We start from the raw sequence: 15166 nt of genomic DNA on the forward strand, positions 1-15166 counted from the left end.
GTTGTCTTTGCGTTTCATGTTGATTGGTTAATTTTGACCGCCAGAATTGTAAAAGTAAAACCTGCGGCAAGTTTAACGACGAAATGGCAGTAAGTTTTTGTAAAAATACGACGAATTAGCGTCTTTGCTTTAACATCACGGGTATCTTTACAACAGGTACGCCCAAGGGGACAGCAATAATGAACCAGAAGGCATCAAATCTGGTCGAGATCAAAGGCATGAGCTTTACACGTGGCGATCGGCCGATCTTTGAAAGGATCAACATGACCGTGCCGCGTGGCAAAGTGACTGCCATTATGGGGCCGTCAGGGATCGGCAAAACCACCCTGCTGCGCCTGATAGGTGGGCAACTGGCTCCCGATGAAGGGGAGATCTGGTTTGATGGTGAGAATATCCCCACCTTGTCACGTCGGCGCCTGTATGAATCACGCAAGAAAATGAGCATGCTTTTTCAGTCCGGTGCGCTGTTCACCGATCTGAATGTATTCGACAATGTCGCTTTTCCGCTGCGGGAACATAGCCAATTGCCGCCAGAAATCCTGCATACAACGGTGATGATGAAGTTGGAAGCCGTGGGATTGCGAGGTGCTGCGTATCTGATGCCTGCGGAACTGTCTGGGGGGATGGCGCGGCGCGCGGCGTTGGCGCGAGCCATTGCCCTTGATCCAGAATTGATTATGTTTGATGAGCCGTTTGTAGGTCAGGATCCGATCACCATGGGGGTGTTGGTCAAACTGATTGATGAGCTCAATCATGCGCTTGGGGTGACCTGTATTGTGGTCTCGCATGACGTACCCGAAGTGCTGAGCATTGCTGACTACGCCTATATCGTGGCTGAACAGCATGTGATCGCAGAAGGTACCACGGAAGAATTGCAGACCAATGGCGATCCGCGCGTTCGGCAATTTCTCGACGGCATCGCCGATGGGCCGGTGCCTTTCCGTTTCCCTGCCGGGGACTATAAGACCGAGCTGCTAGGATAATGGAGTAGGTAAATTCATGTTTATAAGGGCATTATCGGCGTTCGGACGCCGTGGCATCAATGTTTGCTCCTCATTTGGCCGCGCGGGACTGATGTTATTCAGAGCCCTGGTGGGGATTCCGCAACCTCGCAAACACTGGCCGTTGTTGATGAAACAGCTGTATAGCGTCGGGGTGTTATCGCTGCTGATTATTATGGTATCTGGCCTGTTCATTGGCATGGTGCTGGGGCTGCAGGGTTACATCGTACTGACTACCTATGGCGCGGAATCCAGCCTCGGGATGATGGTTGCACTGTCGCTGCTGCGTGAGCTGGGGCCGGTCGTGACCGCGCTGCTGTTTGCAGGCCGGGCCGGATCGGCATTGACCGCAGAAATCGGGCTAATGAAAGCGACAGAGCAGATCTCGAGCCTGGAGATGATGGCGATCGATCCGTTGCGTCGCGTTGTTGCCCCTCGTTTCTGGGCTGGTTTAATCAGTATGCCGTTGCTGACCTGTATTTTTGTGGCGGTGGGGATCTGGGGCGGATCGCTGGTTGGCGTTAACTGGAAAGGGATCGATACCGGATTTTTCTGGTCGGCGATGCAAGACGCGGTAGAGTGGCACCACGATTTGCTTAACTGCCTGATTAAAAGTGTGGTCTTCGCGATTACCGTAACCTGGATCGCACTGTTTAATGGTTATGATGCTATCCCGACGTCAGAGGGGATTAGCCGGGCTACGACCCGAACCGTCGTGCACTCGTCACTGGCGGTGCTTGGATTGGATTTTGTGCTGACAGCACTGATGTTTGGGAATTGATACAATGCAAACTAAAAAGAATGAAGTCTGGGTTGGGGCATTTATGCTTATTGCGCTTGGCGCCATTTTGTTTCTCTGCCTGAAAGTCGCAGACATTAAATCGTTCGGAGCAGTGCCGACTTATCGCCTGTATGCCACTTTTGATAACATTGGTGGTCTTAAAGCCAATTCGCCCGTCAAAGTGGGCGGCGTCGTTATTGGCCGCGTCTCGGATATTATTCTGGATAAAAATTTCTCCCCGCGTGTGGAACTGCAGATAGACGAGAGTTACAACAACATCCCTGATACCAGTTCGCTGGCAATCCGCACGTCGGGTCTGCTGGGTGAACAGTATCTGGCACTGAATATCGGTTTTGAAGATCCGGATATGGGGACGGCTATCCTGAAGGATGGCGGAACAATTCAGGACACGAAATCGGCCATGGTTCTGGAAGATTTGATCGGCCAGTTCCTGTACAAGAGCGGTGGTACGGACACTGCTGCCAAAACAGGCGATGCTGCGGCAACGTCTGAACCGGATGCGGTAGCTAACCCGACCGCCCCAAGTCATTAAGAGGACAACTGCATGTTAAAACGTTTATTGATGGTCGCTCTGCTGGTGGTTGCTCCGCTGGCGAATGCCGTGGATCAAACCAACCCTTACCGTCTGATGGATGAGGCGGCGCAGAAGACGTTTGACCGTTTGAAGTCTGAACAGCCGCAAATCAGGAAAGATCCCAGCTATCTGCGCAACATCGTGCGCGAAGAGCTATTGCCATACGTGCAGGTCAAGTATGCCGGTGCCCTGGTGCTTGGCCGCTACTATAAAGAAGCGACCCCAGCCCAGCGCGATGCTTACTTCAAGGCGTTTGAAGACTATCTTGCTCAGGCGTATGGACAGGCATTGGCGCTGTATCACGGCCAGACTTACCAAATCGCACCCGATCAGCCACTGGGTGATGCCAACATTATTGCTATCCGTGTGACGATCCTTGATGCCGATGGCCGTCCGCCAGTGCGTCTCGATTTCCAGTGGCGCAAGAATACCCAAACGGGCAACTGGCAGGCGTATGACATGATCGCTGAAGGCGTGAGCATGATCACCACCAAGCAAAATGAGTGGGCTGATATCCTGCGCCAGAAAGGGATTGATGGCCTGACCCAGCGCCTGCAATCCGCTGCGCAGCAGCCAATAACCCTGGATCAACAGTAGAAATGACCGGTGAACTGCAGTGGCAGTCTGAACAGCAGACGCTGATTTTGCTTGGTGATCTGGACAGGGAAACGCTGCTGCCTTTGTGGCAACAGCGTGAAATTCTGCTGGCAGATAAAAACTGCATTGATGTTTCACAACTTGGCCGGGTTGACTCTTCCGGTTTGGCGCTGCTGGTCCATTTTCGCGATCAGCGTTTGCAGCACGGTGTGGAAATGAAAATTTCTGGCATCACCGATCGGTTGCGTACATTGATTGAACTTTATAATCTGCAGCAAATAATTCCTGCTGATACGGTAAGTTAGCGAGGATAAGATTCTTCTGACGACCTGTCGCGGCAACAGGCCCCTGTAAGGAACATGTTACAGGGGTTTTTTCTTTGTTTAAGAGTGCGCCGTATTCTACTAAGATGTGCGGCTGTTATGATCTCCTAAAATAGAATCGAACCCTATGGACAACAACGAAATCAAAGATGTTCTGATGCAGGCTCTGGCCTTGCATGAAGCCCATGTTTCCGGTGATGGCAGCCATTTTCAGGTGATCGTGGTCGGTGAACAATTTGCCGGCATGAGCCGGGTAAAGAAACAGCAAACGGTCTATGCACCGTTGATGGAATACATTGCGGATAACCGCATTCATGCGTTGTCGATTAAGGCGTATACGCCTGAAGAGTGGCAGCGCGATCGTAAACTCAACGGTTTTTAATGTAGCTAGCCTCTGGCTGGCTGCAACGTCGGATTTGACAAAAGAGAGCAGTCACAATGGATAAATTTCGTGTGCAGGGCCGTAGCCGGCTGAGTGGGGAAGTTACTATCTCCGGGGCCAAGAACGCCGCTTTGCCTATTTTATTTGCCGCCCTGTTAGCGGAAGAACCGGTTGAGATTCAGAACGTCCCGCACCTTAAGGACATTGACACTACGCTGAAGTTACTCGGTCAGTTGGGAACGAAAGTTGAGCGCAATGGGTCGGTATATGTGGATGCCAGCCAGGTAAACGAGTTTACTGCACCTTATGATCTGGTGAAAACCATGCGTGCGTCTATCTGGGCTCTCGGTCCTTTGGTGGCGCGTTTTGGCCGGGGCCAGGTTTCTCTGCCCGGGGGCTGTGCAATCGGGGCGCGTCCTGTCGATTTGCATATTACCGGTCTGGAGCAATTGGGTGCCGAGATTAAGCTGGAAGAAGGCTATGTGAAAGCGTCTGTGGATGGCCGCCTGAAGGGTGCGCACATTGTCATGGATAAAGTCAGCGTCGGTGCGACCGTGACTATCATGAGTGCGGCTACGCTGGCTGAAGGTACCACCATCATTGAGAACGCGGCGCGTGAGCCAGAAATTGTCGATACGGCAAACTTCCTTAATACGCTGGGCGCTAAAATCAGCGGTGCGGGCACGGATAAAATCACCATCAAAGGCGTGAAGCGTCTGGGTGGTGGTGTGTACCGTGTTCTGCCAGATCGCATCGAAACCGGGACTTTCCTGGTTGCCGCGGCGATTTCTGGCGGCAAAGTGCTTTGCCGCAATACCCGTCCTGACACGTTGGATGCTGTTCTGGCCAAACTGCGTGAAGCCGGTGCTGACATTGAGATCGGTGAAGACTGGATCAGTCTGGATATGCATGGCGAACGGCCAAAAGCTGTGACCTTGCGTACCGCTCCGCATCCCGGTTTCCCAACCGATATGCAGGCACAGTTCAGTTTGCTGAATCTGGTGGCAGAAGGGACGGGTGTTATTACCGAAACCATATTCGAAAACCGCTTTATGCACGTTCCTGAGTTGATTCGTATGGGCGCTCGTGCAGAAATCGAAAGTAACACGGTCATCTGTCACGGCGTGGAACAACTTTCCGGTGCTCAGGTTATGGCAACCGATCTCCGTGCTTCTGCGAGTCTGGTATTGGCGGGATGTATTGCTGATGGTGTCACCATCGTCGATCGTATTTACCATATCGATCGTGGCTATGAGCGAATTGAAGAAAAACTGCGTGCGCTGGGTGCCAATATCGAGCGTATCAAAGGCGAGTAAACTTTTTGCCTATAGCGGTATCTGTTCTGCCTGATACCCGCCAATAAGAAAAGCCGGCAGTGTTAACTGACCGGCTTTTTTCATCAATGCATATTCGATATGAACTTTAGTGCGATGGGTATTCCTGGATGGTTACTTGCAGTGCCATTTTGACGCCATTACGCATGATTTCTACCGGGATTACCGAGCCTGGACGGATTTCAGCGACCTGGTCCATCGTTTCAATTGCGGAAAGTGCCGGTTTGTTATTCACGCTGACAATCACGTCATTCACCAGCATACCGGCTTTAGCTGCCGGGCCTTCAGCCGTTACTTCATTGACTATGATTCCCTGAATACGATCAATGCCAGCATTAGGCGAATGCATAGGCGTGATTTCTCGCCCTCCAATACCGATGTAGCCGCGAATAACCCGGCCATCACGAATCAGCTTGTCCATTACTTTGCTCGCCAGTGCCGTGGGAATGGCGAAACCGATCCCCTCGGGCGTTTCGCCATCATTACTCTTGTCAAAAGATAAAGTATTGATACCGACCAATTCGCCCAGTGAATTCACCAACGCACCGCCGGAGTTTCCCTTGTTGATGGAGGCATCAGTTTGCAGGAAATTTTGTCGTCCGGACGGACTTAAACCAATCCGTCCCGTGGCACTGATAATGCCTTGAGTTATTGTCTGCCCGAGATTGTAGGGATTGCCGATCGCCATCACGACATCGCCAACGCGCGGAATGCGGCGGTCATTGATGGGAATGACGGGAAGGCTATTGGCATCAATTTTAAGTACCGCCAGATCGGTCAGGCTGTCCGAACCAACCAATAACGCTTCGAATACCCGGCCATCCTGCAAGGCAACAATGATCTGCTCAGCGTCATTAATCACATGTTTATTGGTCAGGATATAGCCTTTGTCACTCATGATAACGCCAGAGCCGAGTGTGCGGATCTCCAGTTCGTTATGCGAAGAGGAGCCCATACTGCGGTTATAAACATTAACTACAGCAGGGGCGGCGTGACGTACACCCTGGTTATAGCTGACAGGCATCTCGTCATCGCTACTGAAATCATGGTTAAACAAGGGTTGCATGGCCGATTTTCGCAGCATAGGCACTGCCGCCAGCAAGATTCCGGCAACAATCAAACCCAGGATAATGGACCGCAATAACTTCGCTAGCATCAGGAATTAATAACAAGAGGTGAAATATGGGCTGAGGATAGCATGAGTTGATCGGACACTGCAGCGACAGTGTCCGAATTTCAGCTAATTAGCGCAGTAATAGATAGATATTTTCTTCGCCACGAACAATATTCAGGGCCACCAGTGCCGGTTTGGCATCAAGAATTTTGCGTAACTGTGCAATGGTTTCAACGCGTTCCCGGTTAACACCAATAATGACATCCCCTTTTTGCAAACCCACTTGTGCCGCCGGTGTGCCTTTGGTGACGTCTTCAATTTTCACGCCTTTATCACCCGCTTTGTCGGCACCATTACTGAAGGTCGCGCCCTGCAATGCCGGGGAGAGGTTTTTCGCGTCAGTGCTGATGTCATCACTGGTTTCCAGCGTGACAGTGAGATCAAGCGGTTTGCCGTCGCGCATTACACCAATTTTAATGGTTTTACCCGGGCCGGTGGTACCTACTTTGGCGCGTAATTCAGCAAAACTGCCGACTGATTTGTCATCGATAGAGACCAGCACATCACCCGGCTTGATACCGGCTTTGGCGGCAGCGGAACCCGGCAATACTTCGCTCACAAATGCACCGCGTTGTGTCTCGACGTTAAAGGCTTTCGCCATTTCCGACGTCATTTCGCTGCCTTTGATGCCCAGAATGCCGCGTTTTACTTCACCAAATTCAATGAGTTGCTTGCTAAGATTCTGAACCATATTGCTAGGGATGGCAAAGCCAATGCCGATATTGCCGCCGCCCGGTGCAAGTATGGCGGTATTAATACCAATCAGTTCGCCATTGAGGTTAACCAGCGCTCCACCGGAATTACCGCGGTTAATGGAGGCGTCGGTCTGGATAAAGTTTTCCAACCCTTCGAGATTGAGACCACTGCGGCCCAGGGCTGAGATAATCCCTGACGTGGCGGTTTGACCGAGACCAAACGGATTGCCGACAGCAATGGTAAAGTCACCTACGCGCAGTTGATCAGAATCCGCCATGGTGACTGCCGTAAGATTTTTTGCATCCGGCAATTGCAGCAATGCGATGTCGGTTTGGTCATCTTTTCCGATCAGTTTTGCGTCATATTCACGACCATCATTAAGTTGTACGCGGATTTTATCCGCATTATTAATGACGTGATTGTTGGTCAGAACATATCCCTTTGCCGCATCAATGATGACTCCCGAACCCAGGCCTTCAAATGGACGGGAACCATTATCTGTGGGGGCATTAGGACCAAAGAAGAATTTAAACTCTTCGGGTACACGCGAATTCTGGATCACCTGTGTGCCGCTAACATGTACGCTGACAACGGCAGGGAGAACTTTTTCCAGCATAGGGGCCAGGCTGGGGAGTGGTTGCCCTTCAATGGCCATCGGGAGTGCCGCAGATACCGCTGGAAGCGGGGACAGGGCTACACCAAGACTTATAGCTAATGCGCTTAAAAATAAAGACTTTTTCTTCATTGGTATGACTCTCTCACTACCCGTAAATGGACAAGACTGTCGATGAAGTGATATGTGTTGCTAGCACAATCTAAGACTCTAAATTTATAGGGAAAGTTCACTTATACCAACAGAATATACTGGTTTTGGACGTGATTAGGATAAAGACTGAGCAAACGAGTTGGCCCGTAGCATAGGGGATTATGCTACAGGCGGATGATTTTATACCTTATTCGCGACGTGAACGTTCACCACGCAGCAGGCCAGAGGCGCTGCCAGAATAGTCACGCGGCATTTCAACCGGTGCCTGGTCGTTGTCAGCTTCTGAATCACCCAGACGATAGCGGAACGGGTTATCTGCGACAGGCATGTCCGGCAGCAGGTTGTTGGAGCTCTTGGCCATATGCTGGTACAACTGGCGGTAATCGGTGGCCATATTGTCGAGCAACTCGGCACTGCGTGCAAAGTGTCCCACCAGCTCCTGGCGGTACTCTTCCAGCTCGGTTTTGCTCTTTTCCAGCTCGGTTTGCAGCGACTGCTGCTGACGTAATTTACGGTTGCCAAAACGCATCGCAACAGCACCGATGGCGATACCGACAACTAAACCAATAAGCGCATACTCCCAGGTCATAATGACTCCTATTTTACTCTCGTTGTCCAGTAGGGCTTTTTCACTTAACTTGCTTCAACTAGCGTTACTCCACTAGCTTTCTATTACAAAGTAATTGCCACTATAACCGTTAACCCTGGTTGAGTGGAGTCCTGACGAGGCTTTGCGTGCGGTCAGGCGTCTTGCTAACATACGGTAGAGCCGGAAACTGCTGCGATCACGACGCGAAACGGTGATGAAGCGCTGCTAAAAGTGGCTAAATTTTTTCTCAGGGATCGTCGAATAACATGCAATCCAATACACCATTAACTCTTTATCAGCGAGCTTTAGAGGCTGGGGAGTACCAACCTGATGACATTCAGCGTCAGGCCGTCACCCGTCTTGATGATATTCACCGCGCGCTGAGCCTCGCCTCTTCGGGTGCCAAAAACCAAGCAGGCGGGTTGCGCCTGATGTTTGGTCGCCTGCTGGGTAAATCGCCGTCCGTGCAGAAACAACCCCCTATTCTGGGATTATACATGTGGGGAGGGGTCGGCCGTGGAAAAACCTGGCTGATGGACATGTTTTTTCACAGTTTGTCGGGTGAGCGCAAACTCAGATTGCATTTCCACCGCTTTATGCTGCGGGTTCATGATGAACTGACCCGATTGCAAGGTCATGAAAATCCACTTGAAATTGTTGCAGATGGTTTTAAGGCTGAAACGGATGTGCTCTGTTTTGACGAGTTTTTCGTTTCGGATATCACTGATGCAATGTTGCTGGGTACGTTGTTGCAAGCGCTATTTGCGCGTGGCATCACGTTAATTGCCACGTCCAATCTTCCACCTGATCAACTCTATCGCAATGGCCTGCAGCGCCAGCGTTTTTTGCCCGCGATCGATCTGATAAAACAGTATTGCGAGGTAATGAATGTGGATGCGGGTATCGATTACCGTCTGCGCACCTTGACTCAGGCAAATCTGTGGTTAACCCCGCTGACGCAGCAAAACAGCGTCCTTCTGCAGGATATGTTCCAGCGTTTGGCAGGATCCTCCGGCGAGCGTAATGTTGTATTGCAGATAAATCATCGACCTATGGCTGCGCTTGCGGTTTCTAATGGTGTTCTGGCGATAGATTTTTCCACCTTGTGTGAAGATGCGCGCAGCCAGCGCGACTATATAGTTCTGTCCCAACTCTATCACAGCGTGATTCTGCATAACGTTAAGGTTATGGGGCTGAAAGAAGAGAATTCCGCACGCCGTTTCCTGGCGTTGGTTGACGAGTTTTATGAGCGCCACGTCAAATTGGTGGTCGCGGCTGAAACCTCGATGTTTGACATTTATCAGGGAACTCAGCTCAAGTTTGAGTACCAGCGTTGCCTGTCGCGTTTACAGGAGATGCAGAGCGAAGAATATCTCAAGCTGGAACACCTGGCGTGAGGTTGGGCGCGGCTTGGCGCGTGATGTGGAAGAAATGGCAGAAAACCTGCATTTTTTGCTAAAAAGGGTTCGACCTTTGTGAGCGACTTCTCTATAATCTTGCGACCCCACGTTACAACAAAGTTTTTTTCCCGAAACTTTATAGTGCCGGCAATGGCTATTCGAAGGGGTAGGTTTGCTGGACTGATGGTCGTGTGAACCTCCAATACTTATTTTGTAAACAGTGTCTGTGAAGATATTGTTTATAAAGACATATAGGCGTTTGGGTGTTCGCCAACGTGTAACTTTAATTGGGTAAGCTTTTAATGAAAACTTTTACAGCTAAGCCGGAAACCGTACAGCGTGACTGGTTCGTAGTTGACGCCAGCGGCAAGACCTTGGGTCGCCTGGCCACAGAACTGGCTCGTCGTCTGCGTGGCAAGCATAAAGCGGAATACACTCCGCACGTTGATACTGGTGATTACATCATCGTTCTGAACGCAGAAAAAGTTGCTGTAACCGGCAACAAGCGTTCTGACAAGATTTATTACCATCACACCGGCCACATCGGTGGTATCAAACAAGCGACCTTTGAAGAGATGATAGCTCGCCGTCCAGAGCGTGTGATTGAGCTCGCGGTTAAAGGCATGTTGCCGAAGGGCCCGCTGGGTCGTGCAATGTACCGTAAACTTAAAGTTTACGCGGGTAACGAGCACACTCATGCGGCACAGCAACCGCAAGTTCTTGACATTTAATCGGGATTATAGGCAATGGCTGAAAATCAATACTACGGCACTGGTCGCCGCAAAAGCTCCGCCGCACGCGTCTTTATTAAGCCGGGCAGCGGTAAAATCGTTATTAACCAGCGTAGCCTGGAACAGTACTTCGGTCGCGAAACTGCCCGCATGGTAGTTCGTCAACCGCTGGAACTGGTCGACATGGTTGAGAAATTTGACCTGTACATCACTGTTAAAGGTGGTGGTATTTCCGGTCAAGCTGGTGCTATCCGTCACGGTATCACCCGTGCACTGATGGAATATGATGAGTCTCTGCGTGGCGAACTGCGTAAAGCAGGTTTCGTTACCCGTGATGCTCGTCAGGTTGAACGTAAGAAAGTCGGCCTGCGTAAAGCACGTCGTCGTCCACAGTTCTCCAAGCGTTAATTATTTGCCGCTTCGGCAGCGAATCGAATCAACGCGAAAAACCCGGTGCTCTGCGCCGGGTTTTTTTATGCCTGAAAATGTCAAATTTCAGTGATGAATTTGCCGTCTGATGCACAATTCACCATGAAATCTGTGTAGCATTCCCACAAAACGAGCAAAATCTGGTACACTATCTTCCACTTTTATGCCTGTTCGCTGAGCAGTTAGCTTTCGTTTGTCACTTTGGATGAGATTATCTCAACCACGGTTTATCTACGAGACGGCAGGCTGGCGATATCGATGGTTCAGGATAGCAGCCTGATAGTTGGCTATCCGTAGCATTTTCTAGATAAACTTGGAGGTTTTCATGGCTGTCGCTGCCAACAAACGTTCGGTAATGACGCTTTTTTCTGGCTCGACCGACATTTTTAGCCATCAGGTACGTATCGTACTGGCGGAGAAAGGTGTCAGTGTTGAGATCGAGCAGGTTGATATGGATCACCTGCCGCAGGATCTGATTGACCTCAATCCCTATCGCACCGTGCCAACGCTGGTCGATCGCGAACTGACATTGTATGTATCACGCATTATCATGGAATATCTTGATGAGCGTTTCCCGCACCCACCTTTGATGCCGGTTTATCCTGTGGCTCGCGGTGAAAGTCGCAAAATGATGCATCGCATCGAAAACGACTGGTACTCTCTGTTACAAGAAATTGAGACCGGATCAGTACCCGTGGCTGAAGCCGCGCGTAAGCGACTGCGTGAAGAACTGTTGGCAATTGCACCCGTATTTACTCAAAAACCTTTTTTCCTGAGTGATGAATTCAGTTTGGTAGACTGCTACCTTGCACCATTATTGTGGCGTTTACCGGAGTTGGGCATCGAATTGTCTGGCGCGGGATCCAAAGAGCTGAAAGGCTATATGACCCGTGTATTCGCGCGCGATGCCTTCCTGGCCTCCCTGACCGAAGCCGAGCGCGAAATGCGTTTGCAAACAAGGGGTTAACTTGCATGGAGATGTCACACATGTCTCCGCGCCGCCCATACCTGCTGCGTGCGTTCTATGAGTGGTTGCTGGACAATCAGCTTACGCCGCACTTGGTAGTGGATGTCACACGACCTGGTGTGATGGTGCCTATGGAGTTTGCTCGCGATGGGCAAATTGTCCTGAACATCGCACCTCGTGCCGTTGGTAACCTTGAACTCGGTAACGATGATGTTCGTTTCAACGCCCGGTTTGGTGGCGTGCCGCGTCAGGTAAACGTGCCCATGGCTGCCGTGTTGGCGGTTTATGCGCGTGAAAATGGCTCAGGTACCATGTTTGAACCCGAGGCAGCGTATGAGACCGAGGGAACCTTCGATGCGGGTATCGAAGACCAGACAGCACTCGAGCCGACGATGTCGGTCATTGAGGGTGATCGTCCGGACGTCAGTGATGACGAGAATCCAGATAATGAGCCACCGCAACCACCTCGTGGTGGCAGGCCCTCACTGCGGGTCGTTAAATAGGTTTAGGTTCACACATCAGGCATCCTTTTAAGGGGTGCCTTTTTTATTGATGGCATGTTTCCCCATACTCTGGAGGCCATTATGCTTACCCCGTCCCCTGAACACGTTGCCAATCAACCCACAGCACCGACTCTGCACCTGCTTTGCGGAAAAATTGGTGCGGGAAAATCAACCCTTGCCGTGCAGCTTGCTGCAAACCCCCACACTGTGCTGATTTGCGAAGATGCCTGGCTTTCAACGCTTTATCCCGATGAGATAAAAAATATTGCCCATTATATTCTGTTTGCCGGACGCTTACACAAAGTGATGACTGGGCACATCTCAGAATTACTCAGGGCGGGGCTCTCTGTGGTTCTCGATTTTCCGATGAATACGGTTGCCAGTCGCCATTGGGCAGGAAGCATTGCACAAAACGCTCAGGTGAATCATCAACTGCACTTTCTGGATCTTCCTGATGCAGTGTGCAAAGAGCGATTGCATAAACGGAATCAGTCAGGTTTGCATCCCTTTATAACCAGCGATGAGGATTTTGATAAAATCACGCACTACTTTGTTGCACCTTCAGCAGAAGAGCAACTTAATATTGTCCGTTATGACAAGTAAATTGCCGATCTATTATTTAATACATAAGCGGCGGTAAAGGGTGATACACCCGCGCAAGTTATAATTTTTAAGCTTCACAAGATTTTATTTAACTTTGCTGTTTCCCACATAATAGGGAGTTTCGCACAGTTCTGGTTGAAAAGACTCAGCGGCTGGATCGCATTGTACGACTGCTGCGCCCTCTTTATTGAAATTGATGGTAAGAAAAATCTTCCTATTACCTTTACAGGTAAATTCGTGGCTCTCTATAAAACGGGTATATTCAGTTAATGCATTCGTGCTGGGTTTGAAAAAGAACTCACAGTTGTCTTTGCGGATTGATGCGCTGTAACCCTGGAAAGAGTTCTTATCAGAATCCATTGTTTTATTTATCCAAATAAAACAAGAAATTATTATCACTATCAAAACGCCAATTATACCGAGTACTTCCCATCGCAATAAAGGATGTTTGCTATTTTTAGCAGGAATGACGGAATTGTTCACCGCTGGTGACAGGGTTTCTGGCGAAAGTTCATGACTTTCTTCTCCTAAATTATCTACCCTCGCTCCGTTCGCCAGCGAATCATCCATGACCGGACTCCCTGCCTCCAAGCCCTCTGTCATCGAATCATCGACCTCATATCCTTCTGCCTCATTACCCCCTACCACCGAAATCTGGATACTCTCGTGTAGCGTTAACCCCTTCCTGGGTACAGTAGTGATAATCACATCATGTAAACCGACAGACTTGAAGGCTTTCCTGAGCAAGGAAATGCTTTGATAAAGTGAGTTGGCACTCACAGAACTGCCATTACTTTCCCATACTTCGTGCAAGAACACTTTTTGGCTGATGATGTCATGCTGCTTTTCAATAAGCAGTAATAAGCATCGGCTCACTGGCGCATTGAGCAAAACCGTCAAGGAAGGATCGTTTTTGGCGATCAGCAGGTTCTTTTCAGGTACAAAGTACACTGCGTTGTTTATAAGAAAGCCTTTTATCATTCCCCGGTTTCCTCCAACAACATTAAGTCATGGCACCCAAGGTATTAATTTTATATTAATTGACTTAATAAATCATCTTTCCTCTCTGAATTTCTTATTCAGAATATTAACCCTCTAGGAATTATCCTTGTCAGCGCGATAAAAAATCACATTAACTTGTTTTAATACAGCAAGATACCTGTGATGTTCTGATCTCATAGAAGCGTGAGGATCTGAATCAGAAATGGCTTAATATAATCTTCTGATTCAGCGAATTTTCTGTTGGCAACATTAGTTCAATTCACTACTATCAATCCAAACAGCGAGACAATAGACTGAGCATTAGGAAAGGGAGGGAAATGACAATTGTTGATACCAACCAGTAGACAGAGTGTTCAGTATTTTGATTGGCATGAAGAGTCAAGGGCTGGAAAAAAGAAACCGGGTAGTCCAAGATGAAAATAATTAGTTAAAATATTTAACATCTAGCATGTTAAGTAAGGAGAACAGCCAAGAGAGTTAATTAATAACTACGTTACGGGATAATTAGCTTGGAAAAAAATGATATTATCCATTTGTTATTTAAAGGTAATTTATCCTAGTAGCTGTTTTGACTTGTTAAATGTAAATTTAAAGTTTTTTTTGCTGAGAATTCGTTAATAACGTTTATTAGCGCATAGTGCTGAAAAAATCGCTGAACATAGCTACAAAAATCTGAAATGTAACCATTAGTAGGCAATTAGACCAATTAATACAAATAATTAACAGGCTAACTGAACGCTGGAGGAGTATTGAATTAGGAAAATGTTATTCTAAAATACCATTGCTTAATGGAGCCTGGTTTTTAATTATCTTCAGACAAATCTTAGCGAAAGACAACCCTCGCCATTAAAGGGAAATACATATGAAAGGGGACTTATTTGGTTTTTTGATCGACGACAATATTCAGATAGATATTAATAGTAATAGAATTGTGAAGATTTCGGTTGATAATGCTAACAAGAGTTGTGTTCTGGGTGCTGTAACCCTAACCGATATTATGATGAATCTTCTAATATATTTACTAGAAAATTCAAAAGGAAGAGTTATCAGTAAAGAAGAATTGCTTGAAAAGGTCTGGGATGAACGTGAGCTAAGATCTTCAACGCAACGCTTGTGGCAAATAATAAAAGGACTGAAGTCTAAACTAGCCATTGTGGGTGTACCAGATGACTTTATATCAAGCTGCCGTGGGCAGGGTTATATTGTCCAATGTTCATCTATTAAGACTCTGTATTCCGTAGCAAATGATTAATTAATCCGCATAGTAGTGCCGGGTAATTAATTAACTTCAAG

The 15166-nt window shown here is 48.7% G+C and carries 18 protein-coding genes; 14 read left to right on the forward strand and 4 right to left on the reverse strand.

Annotated features, from left to right (window positions below):
• Positions 1-179: 179 nt before the first annotated feature.
• From mlaF to murA, 7 genes are all read left to right on the forward strand, one after another.
• Positions 180-983: a phospholipid ABC transporter ATP-binding protein MlaF gene (mlaF, locus tag DRI82_RS05785; RefSeq protein WP_114192552.1), complete on the forward strand. Its 804-nt coding sequence runs from the start codon at positions 180-182 to the stop codon at positions 981-983.
• A gap of 16 nt (positions 984-999) precedes the next feature.
• The gene (gene mlaE / locus DRI82_RS05790; RefSeq protein ID WP_114192553.1) at positions 1000-1782 is read left to right on the forward strand and encodes a lipid asymmetry maintenance ABC transporter permease subunit MlaE; all 783 of its coding nucleotides are present in this window, start codon (positions 1000-1002) and stop codon (positions 1780-1782) included.
• Between the two features lie 4 nt (positions 1783-1786).
• On the forward strand, positions 1787-2335 hold the full coding sequence (gene mlaD / locus DRI82_RS05795) for an outer membrane lipid asymmetry maintenance protein MlaD (RefSeq protein WP_114192554.1): 549 nt from the start codon (positions 1787-1789) through the stop codon (positions 2333-2335).
• 12 nt (positions 2336-2347) lie between these two features.
• Positions 2348-2974 carry a phospholipid-binding protein MlaC gene (gene mlaC, locus DRI82_RS05800; RefSeq protein ID WP_114192555.1) on the forward strand — a complete coding sequence of 209 codons (627 nt, stop codon included), beginning with the start codon at positions 2348-2350 and terminating at the stop codon, positions 2972-2974.
• A gap of 2 nt (positions 2975-2976) precedes the next feature.
• Complete coding sequence (gene mlaB, locus DRI82_RS05805; protein WP_114192556.1) at positions 2977-3279, forward strand: lipid asymmetry maintenance protein MlaB; 303 nt, start codon at positions 2977-2979, stop codon at positions 3277-3279.
• A gap of 145 nt (positions 3280-3424) precedes the next feature.
• Positions 3425-3679, forward strand: a complete 255-nt coding sequence (gene ibaG, locus DRI82_RS05810) for a BolA family iron metabolism protein IbaG (protein WP_114192557.1) — start codon at positions 3425-3427, stop codon at positions 3677-3679.
• Positions 3680-3735: 56 nt separating this feature from the next.
• Entirely contained in the window at positions 3736-4995 is a 1260-nt protein-coding gene (gene murA / locus DRI82_RS05815; RefSeq protein ID WP_114192558.1) for a UDP-N-acetylglucosamine 1-carboxyvinyltransferase, read from the forward strand.
• Positions 4996-5101: 106 nt separating this feature from the next.
• Here murA and degS read toward each other — a convergent pair whose 3' ends face one another.
• From degS to zapG, 3 genes are all read right to left on the reverse strand, one after another.
• Positions 5102-6169 (reverse strand): outer membrane-stress sensor serine endopeptidase DegS, encoded by a 1068-nt coding sequence (degS, locus tag DRI82_RS05820; RefSeq protein WP_114192559.1) that lies wholly within the window; start codon positions 6167-6169, stop codon positions 5102-5104.
• Positions 6170-6257: 88 nt separating this feature from the next.
• Positions 6258-7628: a serine endoprotease DegQ gene (gene degQ / locus DRI82_RS05825; protein WP_114192560.1), complete on the reverse strand. Its 1371-nt coding sequence runs from the start codon at positions 7626-7628 to the stop codon at positions 6258-6260.
• A 208-nt stretch (positions 7629-7836) separates the two neighbouring features.
• Positions 7837-8238, reverse strand: a complete 402-nt coding sequence (zapG, locus tag DRI82_RS05830; RefSeq protein WP_114192561.1) for a Z-ring associated protein ZapG — start codon at positions 8236-8238, stop codon at positions 7837-7839.
• 266 nt (positions 8239-8504) lie between these two features.
• Between zapG and zapE the strand changes: the two genes are divergently transcribed.
• The 6 genes from zapE to DRI82_RS05860 all read left to right on the forward strand — a co-directional run bounded on the left by zapE (position 8505) and on the right by DRI82_RS05860 (position 12871).
• Positions 8505-9635, forward strand: coding sequence for a cell division protein ZapE (gene zapE / locus DRI82_RS05835; protein WP_114192562.1), 1131 nt, complete (start codon positions 8505-8507; stop codon positions 9633-9635).
• Between the two features lie 305 nt (positions 9636-9940).
• A complete protein-coding gene (gene rplM, locus DRI82_RS05840; RefSeq protein ID WP_114192563.1) occupies positions 9941-10369 on the forward strand; it encodes a 50S ribosomal protein L13 in 429 nt (142 codons plus the stop codon).
• A 15-nt stretch (positions 10370-10384) separates the two neighbouring features.
• Complete coding sequence (gene rpsI, locus DRI82_RS05845) at positions 10385-10777, forward strand: 30S ribosomal protein S9 (RefSeq protein WP_114192564.1); 393 nt, start codon at positions 10385-10387, stop codon at positions 10775-10777.
• A gap of 346 nt (positions 10778-11123) precedes the next feature.
• Positions 11124-11765, forward strand: coding sequence for a stringent starvation protein SspA (gene sspA, locus DRI82_RS05850; protein WP_114192565.1), 642 nt, complete (start codon positions 11124-11126; stop codon positions 11763-11765).
• 5 nt (positions 11766-11770) lie between these two features.
• Entirely contained in the window at positions 11771-12268 is a 498-nt protein-coding gene (sspB, locus tag DRI82_RS05855; RefSeq protein WP_114192566.1) for a ClpXP protease specificity-enhancing factor, read from the forward strand.
• An 81-nt stretch (positions 12269-12349) separates the two neighbouring features.
• Positions 12350-12871 carry a P-loop nucleotide/nucleoside kinase family protein gene (locus DRI82_RS05860; protein ID WP_114192567.1) on the forward strand — a complete coding sequence of 174 codons (522 nt, stop codon included), beginning with the start codon at positions 12350-12352 and terminating at the stop codon, positions 12869-12871.
• A gap of 84 nt (positions 12872-12955) precedes the next feature.
• Here the strand turns inward: DRI82_RS05860 and DRI82_RS05865 are convergent, their stop codons facing one another.
• Positions 12956-13852, reverse strand: coding sequence for a winged helix-turn-helix domain-containing protein (locus tag DRI82_RS05865; RefSeq protein ID WP_114192568.1), 897 nt, complete (start codon positions 13850-13852; stop codon positions 12956-12958).
• 883 nt (positions 13853-14735) lie between these two features.
• Between DRI82_RS05865 and DRI82_RS05870 the strand changes: the two genes are divergently transcribed.
• Entirely contained in the window at positions 14736-15125 is a 390-nt protein-coding gene (locus DRI82_RS05870; protein WP_114192569.1) for a winged helix-turn-helix domain-containing protein, read from the forward strand.
• Positions 15126-15166: the final 41 nt, after the last annotated feature.

The sequence above is a fragment of the Edaphovirga cremea genome, from assembly GCF_003332275.1.
Taxonomy (GTDB): Bacteria; Pseudomonadota; Gammaproteobacteria; order Enterobacterales; family Enterobacteriaceae; genus Edaphovirga; species Edaphovirga cremea.

Bases quoted from the DNA above. Each gene is read 5' to 3' on its own strand.
- mlaF (WP_114192552.1), top strand. From the start codon at position 180: ATGAACCAGAAGGCATCAAATCTGGTCGAGATCAAAGGCATGAGCTTT.
- mlaE (WP_114192553.1), top strand. From the start codon at position 1,000: ATGTTTATAAGGGCATTATCGGCGTTCGGACGCCGTGGCATCAATGTT.
- mlaD (WP_114192554.1), top strand. From the start codon at position 1,787: ATGCAAACTAAAAAGAATGAAGTCTGGGTTGGGGCATTTATGCTTATT.
- mlaC (WP_114192555.1), top strand. From the start codon at position 2,348: ATGTTAAAACGTTTATTGATGGTCGCTCTGCTGGTGGTTGCTCCGCTG.
- mlaB (WP_114192556.1), top strand. From the start codon at position 2,977: ATGACCGGTGAACTGCAGTGGCAGTCTGAACAGCAGACGCTGATTTTG.
- ibaG (WP_114192557.1), top strand. From the start codon at position 3,425: ATGGACAACAACGAAATCAAAGATGTTCTGATGCAGGCTCTGGCCTTG.
- murA (WP_114192558.1), top strand. From the start codon at position 3,736: ATGGATAAATTTCGTGTGCAGGGCCGTAGCCGGCTGAGTGGGGAAGTT.
- degS (WP_114192559.1), bottom strand. From the start codon at position 6,169: ATGCTAGCGAAGTTATTGCGGTCCATTATCCTGGGTTTGATTGTTGCC.
- degQ (WP_114192560.1), bottom strand. From the start codon at position 7,628: ATGAAGAAAAAGTCTTTATTTTTAAGCGCATTAGCTATAAGTCTTGGT.
- zapG (WP_114192561.1), bottom strand. From the start codon at position 8,238: ATGACCTGGGAGTATGCGCTTATTGGTTTAGTTGTCGGTATCGCCATC.
- zapE (WP_114192562.1), top strand. From the start codon at position 8,505: ATGCAATCCAATACACCATTAACTCTTTATCAGCGAGCTTTAGAGGCT.
- rplM (WP_114192563.1), top strand. From the start codon at position 9,941: ATGAAAACTTTTACAGCTAAGCCGGAAACCGTACAGCGTGACTGGTTC.
- rpsI (WP_114192564.1), top strand. From the start codon at position 10,385: ATGGCTGAAAATCAATACTACGGCACTGGTCGCCGCAAAAGCTCCGCC.
- sspA (WP_114192565.1), top strand. From the start codon at position 11,124: ATGGCTGTCGCTGCCAACAAACGTTCGGTAATGACGCTTTTTTCTGGC.
- sspB (WP_114192566.1), top strand. From the start codon at position 11,771: ATGGAGATGTCACACATGTCTCCGCGCCGCCCATACCTGCTGCGTGCG.
- DRI82_RS05860 (WP_114192567.1), top strand. From the start codon at position 12,350: ATGCTTACCCCGTCCCCTGAACACGTTGCCAATCAACCCACAGCACCG.
- DRI82_RS05865 (WP_114192568.1), bottom strand. From the start codon at position 13,852: ATGATAAAAGGCTTTCTTATAAACAACGCAGTGTACTTTGTACCTGAA.
- DRI82_RS05870 (WP_114192569.1), top strand. From the start codon at position 14,736: ATGAAAGGGGACTTATTTGGTTTTTTGATCGACGACAATATTCAGATA.